Below are 15278 nucleotides of genomic sequence, written 5' to 3' on the forward strand. Positions count from 1 at the left end.
GCTATCGCCCCGGCGAGGTACCGCCCTCAGGGGCCTCGTCGTCCTGAACCATACGGACGGCGGCTTGCAGGGACTCTCGCTGCTCGGGCGACATCATGCTGAAGAAGGCGACCAGTGCCGCGGCGGGGTTGTCGCTCAGGGACCAGGCTTCGTTCATCAGTGCTGCCGCGTAGGCGGCGCGGGTGGAGACCGCGGTATATCGATAGGCGCGGCCGTCGACTTCCCTGCGCACCCAGCCCTTCTGATGGAGATTGTCCATTACGGTCATGACGGTGGTGTAGGCGATGGACCGTTCCTGCTGAAGGTCTTCAAGGACTTCCCGGACGGTGACCGGTCGGTTCCATTGCCAGACGCGTGTCATGACGGCGTCTTCCAGCTCTCCCAATTGGCGGGGCACAGCGCCACCATAGTGCGAGTTGTGCCCAAATGGCCTGTTATTACCCCAGCGAAAAGGACGTACGGCGGGAAATCTGCCGTACGTCCTCGATACGAAGGGGCCCGCCGTTGAGCGTCAGTCGCCGCGGCCGGCCTGGCGGGTGGACTCGGCGCGGGCGAGCGCGGCGTCCACGAGCGCGTCTTCCTTGGCCTTGTTCGGGCCGCCCTGGCTCTTGACGATCGTCACGACCAGGTAGGTGAAGAAGATGGCCATCACCACGGGGGGCAGGAGCGCGGATACGTAGTCCATGGCCCCAGAGTAGCTAGCCCGCAGCGAGCTGTTCCGGTGGGGGGACGGGCTTGCGGCGGGGCGGGAAGACCTCGGATGGCTTGGGCACCGGGCGATCGCCCGGTGCTGGCGCCTTGGGCCTCGGTTCCTGCTGGGGCTTCTCGCGGGGTTTCTGCTGCGGCTTCGGCTCGTCGGCGGCGCGACCACCGGGGAGCGCGAGCAGCCGGGCCCGGGGGGTCGGTGCGCTCGGCCCGCTCCGTACCGCGCGGCCGGCCAGCCGGGCGCGTACGGAGTGCTCGGCGAGTGTCTGGCAGCGGCGCAGCACGGCGGCACCGACGGGATGACCGCGCAGGGTGCGCAGTGCGGCCAGATCCTCCGGGCGGGGGTCGTAGCCGGCGGCCAGGGCGTCCTGGAGGAGCTCCAGATAGCCGGCTGCCGAGCCGGGGAGCGCTTCGCGGTAGCGGACGAGGTCGGCGAGGAGAAACGTACGCAGCCGGCCGGCCTCGCGTACCGCCTCGTCCACGGAATCGGCCAGACGAAGGCAGTCCTGGACGTCTTCGTCGACGAGAGGGGCGGGATGGAGGGCACTGGCGAGAGCGCGTCGGAGCACACGCAGCTCGTCTGCGCTGAAGGCCATGCCGCCGCGGGATCCGTATGGCGTGGGCATGGGGCGACGATACGTGCGACTTGGACAAAATCGGGTTAATTCCGCGACCCCGGGCGCGGCGGGGTGCGCCCACGGCGAGGCTGGTCCCCGACCCGCCCTCCGGCGGCCGTGGGAGGTGGCCCCTGTCCCGAACTGGGGCTTCCCCCCAGACCCCGTACGGAGTCTGGGGGAAGCCCCGGCTACATACGCGAGACGTTCCGCTCGTACACCAGCCGCAGCCCGATCAGCGTCAGCCACGGCTCGTGTTCGTCGATCGCCGACGCCTCGCCCAGGACCATCGGCGCCAGGCCGCCCGTCGCGATCACCGTCACGTCGTCCGGGTCGTCGGCCAGTTCGCCCTTCATGCGGCGGACCACTCCGTCGACCTGGCCCGCGAAGCCGTAGACGATGCCCGACTGCATCGCCTCGACGGTGTTCTTGCCGATGACGCTCCGCGGGCGGATCACCTCGATCTTGCGCAGCTGGGCGCCCTTGACGCCGAGCGCGTCGACCGAGATCTCGATGCCCGGGGCGATGACACCGCCCACGTACTCACCGCGGGCGCTGACGGCATCGAACGTCGTCGCCGTACCGAAGTCGACGACGATCGCCGGACCGCCGTACAGGTCGACCGCGGCGACCGCGTTGATGATGCGGTCCGCGCCGACCTCCTTGGGGTTGTCCGTCAGGACCGGCACGCCGGTCTTGACGCCGGGCTCGACGAGGACGGCGGGGACGTCGCCGTAGTAGCGGCGGGTCACCTCGCGCAGCTCGTGCAGGACCGAGGGGACGGTGGAGCAGATCGCGATGCCCTCGATGCCGTCGCCGAGTTCGTCGCCGAGCAGTGGGTGCATGCCCATCAGGCCCTGGAGCAGGACCGCGAGTTCGTCGGCGGTGCGCCGGGCGTCGGTGGAGATGCGCCAGTGCTCGACGATCTCCTCGCCGTCGAACAGGCCAAGGACGGTGTGGGTGTTGCCGACGTCGATCGTGAGCAGCATCAGATGCCTGCCTCGCGCAGGTCGAGACCGATGTCGAGGATCCGGGAGGAGTGCGTGAGCGCGCCCACCGCCAGGTAGTCGACGCCTGTCTCGGCGTAGGCCCGAGCGGTGTCGAGGCTGAGGCGGCCGGAGGACTCGAGCAGGGCACGGTGCGCGACCATCGCGACGGCCTCCTCGGTCTCGGCGGGGGTGAAGTTGTCCAGCAGGATCAGGTCGGCGCCCGCGTCCAGGACCTCGCGGACCTGGTGCAGGGTGTCGACCTCGACCTCGATGGCGAGGTCGGGGAAGGCCTCCCGTACGGCCTTGAAAGCCGCCGCTACGCCGCCCGCGGCCACGACGTGGTTGTCCTTGACCAGCGCGGCATCCGACAGCGACATGCGGTGGTTGACGCCGCCACCGCAGCGCACCGCGTACTTCTCCAGGGCGCGTAGTCCGGGCGTGGTCTTGCGGGTGTCGCGGACCCTGGCGCCGGTGCCTTCGAGCACGTCGGCCCACGCGCGCGTGGCGGTCGCGATGCCGGAGAGGCGGCACAGCAGATTGAGGGCGCTGCGCTCGCCGGTGAGCAGATCGCGGGTGTTGGTGGTGACGGACAGCAGCTTCTGGCCCGCCACGACGCGCTCGCCGTCCTCGACATGCCGCTCGACCTCGAAGGCGTCGGTGCAGACGATGGACAGGACGGCCTCGGCGATGCGCAGGCCCGCGACCGTACCTGCCTCGCGGGCCGTGAAGTCGCCGGTGGCGACGGCGTCCTCGGGGACGGTCGCCACGGTGGTGACATCCACGCCGCCGTCCAGGTCCTCGGCGAGGGCGAGGTGCGCGATGTCCTCGACCTGTACGGGATCGAGGCCCGCGTCTGCCAGCAGCTGGGCGAGGCCGGGGTCGAGGCCGCACTCCAGCTCGTCGTACCCCTCCTCGTCGCCTCCGCAGCCGCAGGCGTCGCCACAGCCGCCCGTGGAGGCGGCGGCGGGTGCGCCGATCTGGATCAGCGGTACGTCCACGGGACGGGGACGTTCTTCGGGCGTGCTCACGGTTACGGCTCCCTGGGGGCGACGGGTACGGCGGGGTCGGTCGGGGCGAATGCGGTGTTCTCGGTGCGGCTGACGTCGAAAAGGGGAGGTGCGACGCGAAGCGTCTCCTCTGCAGGGCCGAGGGAGGCGACGGGCGGGAGGTCGGGGGCGAGGCGTACGACGAGGTGGCGGCGCCACTGGACGTCGTCGCGCTCGGGACGGTCCTCGCGCCAGTGGCAGCCGCGGGTCTCCTCGCGGCGCAGCGCGGCGGTGGTCAGCACGCGGGCCACGCACAGAAGGTTCGACGTCTCCCAGGTCTCGACGCCGGGCTCGGCCGTCTTGGCGGCGGAGCCGCCTCGGCCCTCGACCGCGTCGCGGTGGACGGCGTCGAGCGCGGCGGCGGCAGCGGTGAGGCTTTCGGCCGAGCGGAGCACGCCCGCGCCGTGCGACATGATCCGCTGGATCTCGGCCCGCGCCTCGGGGGCGATGAGCGGCAGTACGGAGGGGGCCACCGGCGCGGCCGGTGCACCGGCCCGCAGCGGGGCCCGGGAGGCGATGTCGGCGGCGATGCGCTCGGCGAAGACCAGGCCCTCCAACAGGGAGTTGGACGCCAGCCGGTTCGCACCGTGGACGCCCGTGCAGGCCACCTCGCCGCAGGCGTACAGGCCCGGGACCGTGGTGCGGCCGTGCAGGTCCGTGCGGACGCCGCCGGAGGCGTAGTGCGCGGCTGGGGCCACCGGGATCGGCTCGGTGACGGGGTCGATGCCGTGGGCGCGGCAGGCGGCGAGGATCGTGGGGAAGCGGGCGGCCCACATCTCGGCGCCGAAGTGGCGGGCGTCGAGATACATGTGGTCGGCGCCCTGCTCCTGCATCCGGCGCATGATGCCCTTGGCGACGATGTCGCGGGGCGCGAGTTCGGCCAGTTCGTGCTGTCCGAGCATGAAGCGGGTCCCGGACGCGTCGACGAGATGGGCGCCCTCGCCCCGTACCGCCTCGGAGACCAGCGGCTGCTGGCCCTCGGAGTCCGTGCCGAGGAAGAGCACCGTGGGGTGGAACTGCACGAATTCCAGGTCGCTGACCTCGGCCCCGGCGCGCAGCGCGAGCGCCACGCCGTCTCCGGTGGAGACCGCGGGGTTGGTGGTGGCGGAGAAGACTTGGCCCATGCCACCGGTGGCCAGGACGACCGTGGGGGCGTGGACCGCGCCGACGCCGTCGTGCTGACCCTCGCCCATGACATGCAGGGTGATACCGGCCGTACGGCCCCCGGCGTCCGTCAGCAGGTCAAGCACGAGGGCGTTCTCGATCGTCCGCAGGCCCGCGTCGCGCACCGCCTCGACCAGCGCCCGGGAGATCTCGGCGCCGGTCGCGTCGCCGCCCGCGTGAGCGATACGGCGCCTGTGGTGGCCGCCCTCGCGCGTGAGCTCTATCTCGCCGGCGTCGGAGGTGTCGAAGTGCGCGCCGGTGGCGATCAGGCGGCGTACGGCGCCCGGCCCCTCGGTGACCAGGGTGCGTACCGCCTGCTCGTCGCACAGTCCCGCCCCCGCGACGAGGGTGTCGTCCAGATGCTGCTCGGGGGTGTCCCCCTCGCCGAGCGCGGCCGCGATCCCGCCCTGGGCCCAGCGCGTGGAGCCGTCGTCCAGGCGGGCCTTGGTGACCACGACCGTGCTCAGCCCCTCGGCGGCGCAGCGCAGCGCCGCGGTCAGGCCTGCGACGCCGGAGCCGACCACGACGACGTCCGCGTCGATGGCCCATCCGGGGGCGGGAGCGTTCAGCCGTATTCCGGTCATGCGGGGGCTCCGAAGGTCAGGGGAATGTTGTCGATCAGCCGTGTGGTGCCGACCCGGGCGGCGACGGCCATGACGGCGTCGCCGGTGTGGTCGTCGGGGACGTCGGTGAAGTCGGCCGGGTCGATGAGGGCCAGATAGTCCAGTACGAGCGGGGGCCTGGCCCTGGCCGCCTCGTCGAGGACGGCGCGGGCGGCGGCCCGTACGGCATCGGCGCCGCCAGGTCCCGCCTGCGCCACCGCATGCGCGTCCGCCGCGGCCCGGGCCTCGCCCAGCTTGGACAGCGCGGCGGCCCGGGACTGCGACGCGGGCTGGGACCGGGCACGCGCGCGCAGCGCCTGCTGGGCGGTGAGCCGGTCACGGGCCGCGAACAGCGCCCCCGACAGGGCGAGTGCGGTGCGGCGCTCCTCGGCGGAGAGGTAGCGGTTGCGGCTGGACAGGGCGAGTCCGTCCGGCTCTCGCACGGTCGGTACGCCGACGATCTCGACCGGGAAGTTCAGATCGCGCGCCATCCGGCGGATCAGGGCCAGTTGCTGCGCGTCCTTCTGTCCGAAGAAGGCGGCATCGGGGCGGGTGAGGTTGAGCAGCTTGGCGACGACGGTGAGCATGCCGTCGAAGTGGCCGGGGCGCGAGGCCCCTTCGAGCCGTTCCCCCATCGGGCCCGCGGCGATGGTGACCTGTGGCCTGCCACCGGGGTAGACCTCGTCGGCCGAGGGGGCGAACACAACGTCCGCGCCTGCTGCTTCGGCCGTCTTCAGGTCGGCGTCGAGGGTACGCGGGTATCTGTCGAGGTCCTCTCCCGCGCCGAACTGCAGCGGGTTGACGAAGACGGTGACGATGACGAAACCCTCCGGGCTCACGTGCGCGCGGGCCGTGCGGATGAGGGTGGCGTGGCCCTCGTGGAGCGCGCCCATGGTCATCACGACGGCGGTGCGGCCGGGGACGGCGCGCCGGCCGAGGACGCTGTTCAGTTCGTCCACGGCCGGAACGAGTGCGAAACCATGACTCATCGCTGGTCATCCTCCGCAAGCACGCCCAGCAGGTCCTCCGCGAGCTCCGGCTTGAGCAGACCGTGCGCGAGGGCGCGGTCGGCGGTGGTGCGGGCCATCGCCAGATATCCGGCGACGCTTCCGGGGGCGTGCTTGCGCAGCTCCGCGACATGGGCGGCGACGGTGCCCGCGTCGCCGCGGGCGACGGGTCCGGTCAGGGCCGCGTCACCGGAGCGCAGGGCGTTGTCCAGGGCGGCGCCGAGGAGCGGGCCGAGCATCCGGTCGGGAGCCGTGACTCCGGCCTTGCGCAGCAGTTCCATCGACTGGGCGACCAGGGTCACCAGGTGGTTCGCGCCCAGCGCGAGGGCCGCGTGGTAGAGCGGGCGGTTCCCCTCCTCGATCCACTCGGGCTCGCCGCCCATCTCGATGACGAGCGCCTCGGCGGCCAGCCGCAGTTCGTCGGGGGCGGTCACGCCGAACGAGCAGCCGGCCAGCCGCTGGACGTCCACGCTCGTCCCCGTGAACGTCATCGCGGGGTGCAGCGCGAGCGGCAGCCCACCGGCCCGCCTGGCGGGGTCCAGCACCCTCGTGCCGTAACGCCCCGAGGTGTGCACCAGCAGCTGGCCCGGGCGGACCGCGCCGGTCTCGACGAGTCCTTCGACGAGCGCGGGCAGGGCGTCGTCCGGGACGGTCAGCAGCACCAGGTCGGCGAGGGCCAGTACATCGGCGGGTGTCACCAGGGGAACGTCGGGGAGCAGAGCGGCCGCCCGCCTCACCGACGCTTCGGAGACTCCGGAGACCGCCACCGGACGGTGTCCCGCAAGCTGCAGCGACGCCGCGAGAGCGGGACCGACACGGCCCGCTCCGACAACGCCGACGCTCAGGCGGGCGGGACGGTCCCGCGGGTCGAGCGGTTCCTGTGGTGCTGTGGCATTCACGCGGCGGGGCCTTCCGTTCCAGTCCGCGGGGGGTACCGGACGATTTCTCGTCATGCTACGCCAGCGCCTGTCCCTCTCTTGAAGTTGTCCACAGGCTGTGGGTGATCCGCGAGAGCGGAGCGTGCGCGATGATCTGTGGATGACTGAGCAGAGCGAGCAGGACCAGCGCCGGCGGAGGCTCAGGGCATGGCGGGCCTGTGACCGGGTGCTGTGGCGGGGCTCCGCCGACCACAGCGTCGGGGAGCGGTTGTCGGTGCTGGCGGCGGACGCGCGATCGGTCTACGACCTGGACGAATGGACCGACATCTACGGAAACGGGGTCGTCGCCGAACTGGAGCAGCGGGTGGCCGGACTGCTCGGCTTCCCGGCGGCGGTCTACTTCCCGACCGGGACGATGGCACAGCAGGTGGCGCTGCGCTGCTGGGCGGGACGTACCGGGAACACGACGGTCGCGCTGCATCCGATGGCACATCCACAAGTGCACGAGCGGGGCGCGTTCGGGGCGCTGAGCGGGCTGCGCACTGTCCACCCGACGAGTGAACCGCGACTGCCCACCGAGGACGACGTACGGGAATTCGAGGAGCCCTTCGGGGCGCTGATGCTCGAACTGCCGCTGCGCGACGCGGGTTTCGTGCTGCCGACGTGGGACGAACTGGTGGCCGTGGTCGAGGCGGCGCGCTCCCGCGACGCCGTGGTCCACTTCGACGGCGCGCGTCTGTGGGAGTGCGTCTCGCACTTCGGCCGCCCGCTGGAGGAGATCGCCTCGCTCGCGGACAGCGTGTACGTGTCGTTCTACAAGTCGCTCGACGCGCTCTCGGGCGCGGCACTGGCGGGGCCCACGGACCTGATGGACGAGGCCCGCGCCTGGCGGCACCGATACGGCGGCATGCTCTTCCAGCAGTACCCGGCGGCGCTGTCGGCACTGCTCGGACTGGAGCGCGAGCTGCCCCGGCTGCCGTCGTACGTCGCCCACGCGAAGGTCGTCGCGGCGGCACTGGCGGAGGGTCTGGAGGCCGCGTCGGTGCCGTGGTTCCGGGTCCACCCCGGCGAGCCGCACACCCACCAGTTCCAGGTCTGGCTGGCCGGCGACGAGGAGGCGCTGAACGAGGCGTCGCTGACCCAGGCGGAGGAAACGGGCGTGACGCTGTTCCGCCGCTGGTTCACGGAGGGGTGCCCGCCCGGGATCGCGGTCACAGAGGTGACGGTGGGGGCAAAGGGGCTTGAGTGGACGGGACAGGACGTGCGGGAGGCGGTGGAGGAGTTTGTGCGGCGGCTGGGACAGCCCGCCCACCCCGCCCTCTGACCTCCATCGAAGGACGGGCTGAACTCCGGTCCCCCTCACCTGCGTTGCCGACGTTCACCGCCCGCCCGAAGGGCGCCGCCGACCGCAGGCCGCGGAGCGGTTGTTCGGCACCCCGAGGATGTCCCGCCGATCCCGGCGGGTCTAAGGTCTGAAATGGGAACAGAACGAGGGAGGCGGCCGCCAGTGGCACAGGACGACGCCGTGATCGGCTGTCCCGGAGAGCTGCTCATCGGCACACGCGGACCGGGCGGTCCCGGCGAGATCCTGGTGCGGGTCAGAGGCGGATCGGAGACATTCGTCGCCTGGTCGGAAGAGCCTCTGCCCAGAGGCGCGACCGTGCTTGTGATCGGATCCCGCGGCCATCGCCAGGTGGACGTCATCGAGTGGGCCGATCCGTTGGATGCGCTGGGCGGCGACGCCGTCGGCGCCGGTTAAGGAGACGAAGGATGTTCGGTTACCGGGTTCCCGCTCCCGACGAGGCGATGCTGATCTCGGGAGGCAGGCGCGGTCTTGGGGGTGCGCCGTTCCGTGTGGTGACGGGCCACGGCAAGTTCGTACTCCCGGTCTTCCGCAAGACGCGCTTCCTCACCCTGTCGATGTGCGAGTCCGAAGTCACCGAGACCTGTGTCACCCGGCAGGGCATCGCACTTCACGTCCGTGCCGTGATCGCTTTCAAGGTCGGCAACGACCACGAGAGCATCATCAACGCCGGCCAGCGATTCCTCTCCGACCAGGACCAGATGTCGGTGCTGACCGGGCGGATCTTCGCCGGCCATCTGCGGGCCATCATCGGCTCGATGACGGTCGAGGAGATCGTCACCGAGCGGCAGAAGCTCGCGGCCGAGGTCCTGGACACCTCGAAGACCGAGATGGCCAAGATCGGCCTGATCGTGGACTCACTGCAGATCCAGTCGATCGACGACGGCGACACCGGCTACATCGACGCGATGTCGGCCCCGCACAAGGCGGCCATCCAGCGGCAGGCCCAGATCGCCCAGGCCCAGGCCACCCAGGCGGCGGTCGAGGCGGAGCAGGTGGCCGCGCGGAACCAGGCCGAGTACGCCCGGCAGACCGCGGTGGTGAAGGCGGAGTACTCCGCGGAGGTGGAACGCGCACAGGCCAAGGCGGCTCAGGCCGGGCCCCTGGCGAAGGCGCACGCGCAGCAGGAGGTGCTCGCCGCGCAGACCGAGCTGGCCCAGCGCGCTGCCAAGCTCCGCCAGCAGGAACTGATGGCCGAGATCGTCAAGCCGGCCGAGGCCGAGGCCGAACGGATCCGAGTGCTGGCAGTGGCCGAAGCGGAGCGGATGAAGATCCAGGCCGCGGCCGCCGCCTCGTACGACCGGGTGGCGCTGGACCGGATGCTGATCGACCAGCTGCCTTTGATCGTGAAGGAGGCGGCGGGCGGCCTCGCGGGCGCCAATGTCAATGTGCTCAACGGCGCCGACGGCCTCGGAGAGATCGCTGCGGGTCTGGTGGGCCAGGGGCTGACCATCCTGGACTCGGTCAGGAAGAACCTGAGCGGTTCCGACCACCGCCCGGAGAAGGGCGAAGGCCCGCTCGGTCTGGTGGGGCGCCTGGCCGAAAAGGGCCTGGAGAAGCAGGACGGCCCGGGCAAGCCGACGGACGGCCCTGTCGTCATCGACTAGCTCCTGTCGGGCCAGCTTCGCGTCAGTGTCCGCCGCCCGCCCGCACCAGGCCGCTCTCGTACGCCAGCACCACCACCTGGACCCGGTCCCGCAGGCCCAACTTGGTGAGGATGCGGCCCACATGGGTCTTGACCGTCGCTTCGGACAGCACCAGACGCGCGGCGATCTCGCCGTTCGACAAGCCCTGGGCGACAAGCATCATCACCTCGCGCTCGCGCTCGGTGAGCCGCTCCAGCTCCTTGTGCTGTGGCTCGTTCACGCTGCTCGGCAGCATCGGCGAGAAGCGGTCGAGGAGCCGGCGGGTCGTGGACGGCGCGACCACCGCGTCGCCGCTGTGCACTGAGCGGATCGCGCCGAGCAGTTCGGCGGGCGGCACGTCCTTGAGCATGAAGCCGCTGGCGCCCGCCTTCAGCCCGGAGAACGCGTACTCGTCCAGGTCGAAGGTGGTCAGGATCAGTACCTTGGGCGCGTCGGGCTCGGCACAGATGCGGCGGGTCGCCTCGACTCCGTCCAGCCTCGGCATGCGTACGTCCATCAGCACCACGTCCACGGCCGTGGAGCGGAGGTTCTCGATCGCCTCCGCTCCGTCGCCCGCCTCCGCGACGACCTCCATGTCCGGCTGGGCGGCGAGCACCATACGGAATCCGGTGCGCAGCAGCACCTGATCGTCGACGAGCATCACGCGGATGGACATGTCAGTCGGTTCCTCGGTCTCTAGTGGGCGGGTCGGGCGGGCCCTGCCTAGTGGGCGGGCTTGAGGGGAAGCAGTGCGCTGATCCGGAAGCCGCCGCCGGGCCGCGGCCCCGCGTCGAGCGTGCCGCCGACCATACCGACGCGCTCACGCATGCCGATCAGACCATGGCCTTTACCGTCGGCCCCGCCGTCCTCGTACAGCTCGTGCGCCGAACCGCGGCCGTCGTCCTCGACCAGCAGGCCGAGGCCGTCGTCGAAGTACACCAGCCGCACACTCGCACCGGCTTCGGGGCCGCCGTGCTTGCGGGTGTTGGTCAGCGCCTCCTGGACGATGCGGTAGGCGGTGAGCTCGACGCCGCTCGGCAGTGACCGCGGGGTGCCCTCGATCTTGAAGTTCACCGTCAGGCCCGCGCGGCGCACCTGCTCGACCAGGTCCTCGATCTGCTGCACATCGGGCTGCGGGACGTACTCACCGCTCTCGGGGGCGTCGCCGGTGCGCAGGACGCCGAGCAGTCTGCGCATCTCCGCCAGCGCCTGGCGACCGGTGCTGGAGATGGTCTCCAGCGCCTGCTTGGCCTGGTCGGGGGCGGCGTCCAGCACATATGCGGCCCCGTCGGCCTGCACAACCATCACCGAGACGTTGTGCGCGACGACGTCGTGCAGTTCGCGGGCGATCCGCGCCCGTTCCGCCGCGACGGCGACCTTCGCCTGCGCCTCGCGCTCCTTCTCCAGCCGGGTGGCACGCTCTTCGAGCTGGGCGAAGTACGCCCGCCGGGTGCGTATCGAGTCGCCGAGCACCCAGGCGAGGGCGAAGGGCACGCTCATGACGATCGTGACGAAGATCCTGCTGCCGACGCCGCCGCCCTCCTCCGGCCAGCGCAGCTGCGCCAGGGTGGCCGCGGACAGTCCTCCGGCCAGCGCGAGACGGGACGTCCAGCGCGGCCCGTCATGCGCGGCGACGGTGTAGATGATCACGAGCATCGCGAAGTCGCCCGGATTGACCTCGACGTCGAGCGCGAGCTGGGCGGCTCCGAGGAGCGCGGCGAGGATCAGCATCTTCTCCGGCATCCGGCGGCGCAGCGCCACCACCACGCTCAGCAGGAGAACGATGAATCCGGCCGACCACTGGGTCTCGACCCCGACCGGCACGTCGATCACCCACAGCATGGAGAACCCGAAGAGCACGACAGCCCAGAAGGTGTCGACGCCCGTCGGGTGTCTGCGGATGAAGTCGTAGAGGCGCTGCACGTAACCCAGAGTAGGGAAAGCGGATAGGTGCAGGGGTCAACCGGAGGAGCGATCCGGGCGGCGGAGGCGTACTCCCCAAGGTGGAGACTTGTGCGCGTGATGGATGATGTGACGGAAGTGACGCGTCAATGGCGGGGCTGGCAGGAAGCCGCCCAGGCCGCGCTGTACGGTCCCGGCGGCTTCTATCTGCAGCCCGAGGGACCTGCCGGGCACTTCCGTACGTCCGTGCACGCCTCGCCCCTGTTCGCCTCGGCAGTCGCCCGTCTGCTGACCTCGCTCGGACTCGACGGCCCCGGCGTGGACGACATGGCACTCGTCGACGTCGGCGCGGGTCGCGGTGAACTCCTCACGGGCGTACTGGCCGCGCTCCCCTCCGGCTTCCCCGTCCGTGCCTACGCGGTCGAACAGGCTCCCCGGCCCGCCGGTCTGGACCCGCGCATCGAGTGGTGCGCCGAGCCGCCCTCAGGCGTGAGCGGACTTCTGTTCGCGAACGAATGGCTGGACAACGTCCCGGTGGACGTCGCCGAGGCCGACCCGAACGGGGTGGCGCGCTATGTCCTCGTACGCCCGGACGGCACCGAGCGCCTCGGCTCTCCGGTCGACGGCGCGGACGCGAGGTGGCTGGCGCGCTGGTGGCCGCTGACCGAGCCCGGAACACGGGCGGAGATCGGGCGCCCGCGCGACGAGGCGTGGGCATCGGCGGTGGGCACGCTGCGGGCGGGTCTCGCCGTGGCGGTCGACTACGCGCACACGGCGCGTTCCCGTCCGCCGTTCGGCACGCTGACGGGCTTCCGCGCGGGCCGCGAGGTGCGCCCGGTCCCGGACGGCAGCTGCGACATCACGGCGCATGTGGCCCTGGACGCCTGCGCGCTGCCCGGAGCGGAACTGCGCACCCAGCGGGAGGCCCTGCGCGACCTGGGCCTCACCGGCGAACGCCCGCCGCTGTCCCTGGCGTCGTCCGACCCGACGGCCTACGTCCGCGCGCTGGCCTCGGCGAGCGAGGCGGCCGAACTGACGGCCCGCGGCGGCCTCGGCGACTTCGGCTGGCTGGTGCAGCGCATCCGGTGACCGGGGTCCGGGGCGGAGCCTTGGGCGCCGACCGCACAAGGGATACTGGCCGCATGACGGAGACCACGGTCGGCATCGGCGGCGCGGCGGAGAGCACCGACATGGTGCTCAACATCGGCCCCCAGCACCCCTCCACCCACGGCGTCCTCCGCCTCCGCCTCGTCCTGGACGGCGAGCGCATCCAGCATGCCGAGCCGGTCATCGGCTATATGCACCGCGGCGCCGAGAAGCTCTTCGAGGCGCGCGACTACCGCCAGATCGTCATGCTGGCCAACCGCCACGACTGGCTCTCCGCCTTCTCCAACGAACTCGGCGTCGTCATGGCCGTCGAGCGGATGCTCGGCATGGAGGTCCCGGAGCGCGCGGTCTGGACCCGTACGCTCCTCGCCGAGCTCAACCGGGTACTGAACCACCTGATGTTCCTCGGGTCGTACCCCCTCGAACTGGGCGGAATCACCCCGATCTTCCACGCCTTCCGCGAACGCGAAGATCTCCAGCACGTCATGGAGGAGGTCTCCGGCGGCCGGATGCACTACATGTTCAACCGGGTCGGCGGCCTCAAGGAGGACCTCCCGGCCGGCTGGCTCGGCCGGGCCCGGCACGCGGTGGCCGAGCTCCGCTCGCGGATGGACGTGTACGACCGCCTCGTCCTCGGCAACGAGATCTTCCGCGGCCGGACCCGCGGCGTGGGCGTGCTCCCGGCCGAGGCGGTGCACGCCTTCGGAGTGAGCGGCCCGATCGCCCGCGCGTCCGGTGTCGACTTCGATCTGCGGCGCGACGAGCCGTACCTCGCGTACGGGGAACTCCAGGACACCCTCAAGGTCGTCACGCGCGCGGAGGGCGACTGTCTGGCCCGCTTCGAGGTGCTGCTCGATCAGACGCACAACGCGCTGGAACTCGCGGACGCCTGCCTGGACCGGATCGCGGACCTGCCGCCCGGCCCGATCAACCAGCGGCTGCCGAAGGTGCTGAAAGCCCCCGAGGGCCACACCTACGCCTGGACCGAGAACCCTCTCGGGATCAACGGCTACTACCTGGTCTCCAAGGGCGAGAAGACGCCCTACCGGCTGAAGCTGCGCTCGGCTTCGTACAACAACATCCAGGCGCTGACGGTGCTGCTGCCGGGAACGCTGGTCGCCGACATGGTGGCGATCCTGGGATCGCTGTTCTTCGTCGTCGGCGACATCGACAAGTAGGGGCGCTCCCGGCGGGAGCGCCCCCTGGCAGGACCGGCCGGACAGGCCCTGGGGCACGACCGGTCGGACAGGCCCTGGGGCACGACCGGTCGGGCAATGCCTCAGCTGACCGCGTTGCGCAGCTCGCCCACGTCGAACTGCTCCGTCTCGTCGTGCGCGGTCAGGTCGATGACCTTGCCGACCGCACGGGAGTCCGTCGACTGCTGCTCGGCCAGGGCCTCCTCGCCCACCACATCGGCGAGGTCCTCGTGCTGCACGGCCTCGATGGCCTTCTGCGCACCCGCCCCCTCGGCCGTGCCGAAGAAGTCGAAGCCGCTCTCGGGGCGCTTGGGGCGAGGTTGCGGGCCGTACGGAACGATCGCGGCGGCTGCGGGAACGGGACGACGGGCGGGAACGGCGGACGTCGGGCGGGTGTGCTGATCTTCCCCGGCGACCGCCGCGTGCTTCCCCTGCGGTTCGTCCGCCTCACGGGACCGCTCGGCCAGATCCCGGGCGCGGGCCTCTTCGACGGTCCTCTTCGCCTCTTGCGCGGCGGCGTTGCGGGACAGCTCGTCCAACGCCTTGTTGGCCCGCAGATAGGTCGCCGGGGTGGGCGTGGTCCCCGCCGGGGGCAGCGCCTTGACCGGGGACGCCGCTTCCAGCGCGAGCTGACGGCGGTCCTCCAGGACACCGGCCCGCTCGGTCTCGGCGGTCGCATAACGCCGCAGCAGCTCGGCGTGCTCACCGCGAAGCGCCGCCAGCTCGACACGTTTGGCGCGCAGCTTCGCATCGAGCTTGGCGCGCAGCTCGCGCGATTCGTCGATGTCGGTTTCGAGTTCGGCTATGCGCTCCTCGGTCTTCCACGCGTCGCTGGCGCGTGCGCGGGTGAGCTCCGCGACGCGGCGACCTGCGGAACGGTCCCAGCTGCGCATGAGGACCGAGCCGGTCACGGCCGCGGCCGTCGCCGCGGTCACCAGCGAGCGGAGCATGACCGGCTCCGTCAAAAACCACGCGCCGGCGGCACAGATAACCGACGCTCCGGCGACCGCCGAGGGCGGCAGCAGCCTGTGAAGGGGCGGGGAATGGCGGTGGCGTCCACGTGGCATGGCCCGAAATTTA

Annotated in this window: 16 protein-coding genes; 5 read left to right on the forward strand and 11 right to left on the reverse strand. The window is 71.4% G+C overall.

Annotation, left to right across the window (positions count from 1 at the left end; genetic code table 11):
- Window position 1 precedes the first annotated feature (1 nt).
- The 8 genes from FBY35_RS15755 to FBY35_RS15785 form a co-directional block, all read right to left on the reverse strand.
- A complete protein-coding gene (locus FBY35_RS15755; RefSeq protein ID WP_142214399.1) occupies window positions 2-397 on the reverse strand; it encodes a BlaI/MecI/CopY family transcriptional regulator in 396 nt (131 codons plus the stop codon).
- A gap of 114 nt (window positions 398-511) precedes the next feature.
- Window positions 512-685, reverse strand: a complete 174-nt coding sequence (locus FBY35_RS36430; protein WP_186356946.1) for a hypothetical protein — start codon at window positions 683-685, stop codon at window positions 512-514.
- A 13-nt stretch (window positions 686-698) separates the two neighbouring features.
- Window positions 699-1301, reverse strand: coding sequence for a hypothetical protein (locus FBY35_RS15760; RefSeq protein ID WP_186356995.1), 603 nt, complete (start codon window positions 1299-1301; stop codon window positions 699-701).
- 209 nt (window positions 1302-1510) lie between these two features.
- Complete coding sequence (locus tag FBY35_RS15765; protein WP_142214401.1) at window positions 1511-2308, reverse strand: type III pantothenate kinase; 798 nt, start codon at window positions 2306-2308, stop codon at window positions 1511-1513.
- Window positions 2308-3336: a carboxylating nicotinate-nucleotide diphosphorylase gene (nadC, locus tag FBY35_RS15770; RefSeq protein WP_142214402.1), complete on the reverse strand. Its 1029-nt coding sequence runs from the start codon at window positions 3334-3336 to the stop codon at window positions 2308-2310. Before nadC ends, FBY35_RS15765 begins: the two co-directional genes overlap by 1 nt.
- 2 nt (window positions 3337-3338) lie before the next feature.
- Window positions 3339-5102 (reverse strand): L-aspartate oxidase, encoded by a 1764-nt coding sequence (locus tag FBY35_RS15775; RefSeq protein ID WP_142214403.1) that lies wholly within the window; start codon window positions 5100-5102, stop codon window positions 3339-3341.
- Window positions 5099-6109: a pantoate--beta-alanine ligase gene (panC, locus tag FBY35_RS15780; protein ID WP_142214404.1), complete on the reverse strand. Its 1011-nt coding sequence runs from the start codon at window positions 6107-6109 to the stop codon at window positions 5099-5101. Before panC ends, FBY35_RS15775 begins: the two co-directional genes overlap by 4 nt.
- Window positions 6106-7026 (reverse strand): Rossmann-like and DUF2520 domain-containing protein, encoded by a 921-nt coding sequence (locus tag FBY35_RS15785; RefSeq protein ID WP_142214405.1) that lies wholly within the window; start codon window positions 7024-7026, stop codon window positions 6106-6108. Before FBY35_RS15785 ends, panC begins: the two co-directional genes overlap by 4 nt.
- A 139-nt stretch (window positions 7027-7165) precedes the next feature.
- Between FBY35_RS15785 and FBY35_RS15790 the strand changes: the two genes are divergently transcribed.
- The 3 genes from FBY35_RS15790 to FBY35_RS15800 all read left to right on the forward strand — a co-directional run bounded on the left by FBY35_RS15790 (window position 7166) and on the right by FBY35_RS15800 (window position 9975).
- Entirely contained in the window at window positions 7166-8329 is a 1164-nt protein-coding gene (locus FBY35_RS15790) for a low specificity L-threonine aldolase (protein WP_142214406.1), read from the forward strand.
- Between the two features lie 183 nt (window positions 8330-8512).
- Window positions 8513-8764 carry a hypothetical protein gene (locus tag FBY35_RS15795; protein ID WP_142214407.1) on the forward strand — a complete coding sequence of 84 codons (252 nt, stop codon included), beginning with the start codon at window positions 8513-8515 and terminating at the stop codon, window positions 8762-8764.
- An 11-nt stretch (window positions 8765-8775) separates the two neighbouring features.
- Complete coding sequence (locus tag FBY35_RS15800) at window positions 8776-9975, forward strand: flotillin family protein (protein ID WP_142214408.1); 1200 nt, start codon at window positions 8776-8778, stop codon at window positions 9973-9975.
- A 22-nt stretch (window positions 9976-9997) separates the two neighbouring features.
- On the opposite strand, the gene FBY35_RS15805 is transcribed toward FBY35_RS15800, so the two are convergent.
- A complete protein-coding gene (locus tag FBY35_RS15805; protein WP_142214409.1) occupies window positions 9998-10669 on the reverse strand; it encodes a response regulator transcription factor in 672 nt (223 codons plus the stop codon).
- 47 nt (window positions 10670-10716) lie between these two features.
- Window positions 10717-11916, reverse strand: a complete 1200-nt coding sequence (locus tag FBY35_RS15810) for a sensor histidine kinase (RefSeq protein ID WP_142214410.1) — start codon at window positions 11914-11916, stop codon at window positions 10717-10719.
- Between the two features lie 99 nt (window positions 11917-12015).
- Between FBY35_RS15810 and FBY35_RS15815 the strand changes: the two genes are divergently transcribed.
- Window positions 12016-12984: an SAM-dependent methyltransferase gene (locus tag FBY35_RS15815; protein WP_142215094.1), complete on the forward strand. Its 969-nt coding sequence runs from the start codon at window positions 12016-12018 to the stop codon at window positions 12982-12984.
- Between the two features lie 53 nt (window positions 12985-13037).
- Window positions 13038-14180, forward strand: a complete 1143-nt coding sequence (locus FBY35_RS15820) for an NADH-quinone oxidoreductase subunit D (RefSeq protein ID WP_142214411.1) — start codon at window positions 13038-13040, stop codon at window positions 14178-14180.
- Window positions 14181-14281: 101 nt separating this feature from the next.
- Here FBY35_RS15820 and FBY35_RS15825 read toward each other — a convergent pair whose 3' ends face one another.
- Window positions 14282-15265, reverse strand: coding sequence for a hypothetical protein (locus tag FBY35_RS15825; protein WP_186356947.1), 984 nt, complete (start codon window positions 15263-15265; stop codon window positions 14282-14284).
- Window positions 15266-15278: the final 13 nt, after the last annotated feature.

This window comes from Streptomyces sp. SLBN-118, assembly GCF_006715635.1.
In the GTDB taxonomy this organism is placed as follows: domain Bacteria; phylum Actinomycetota; class Actinomycetes; order Streptomycetales; family Streptomycetaceae; genus Streptomyces.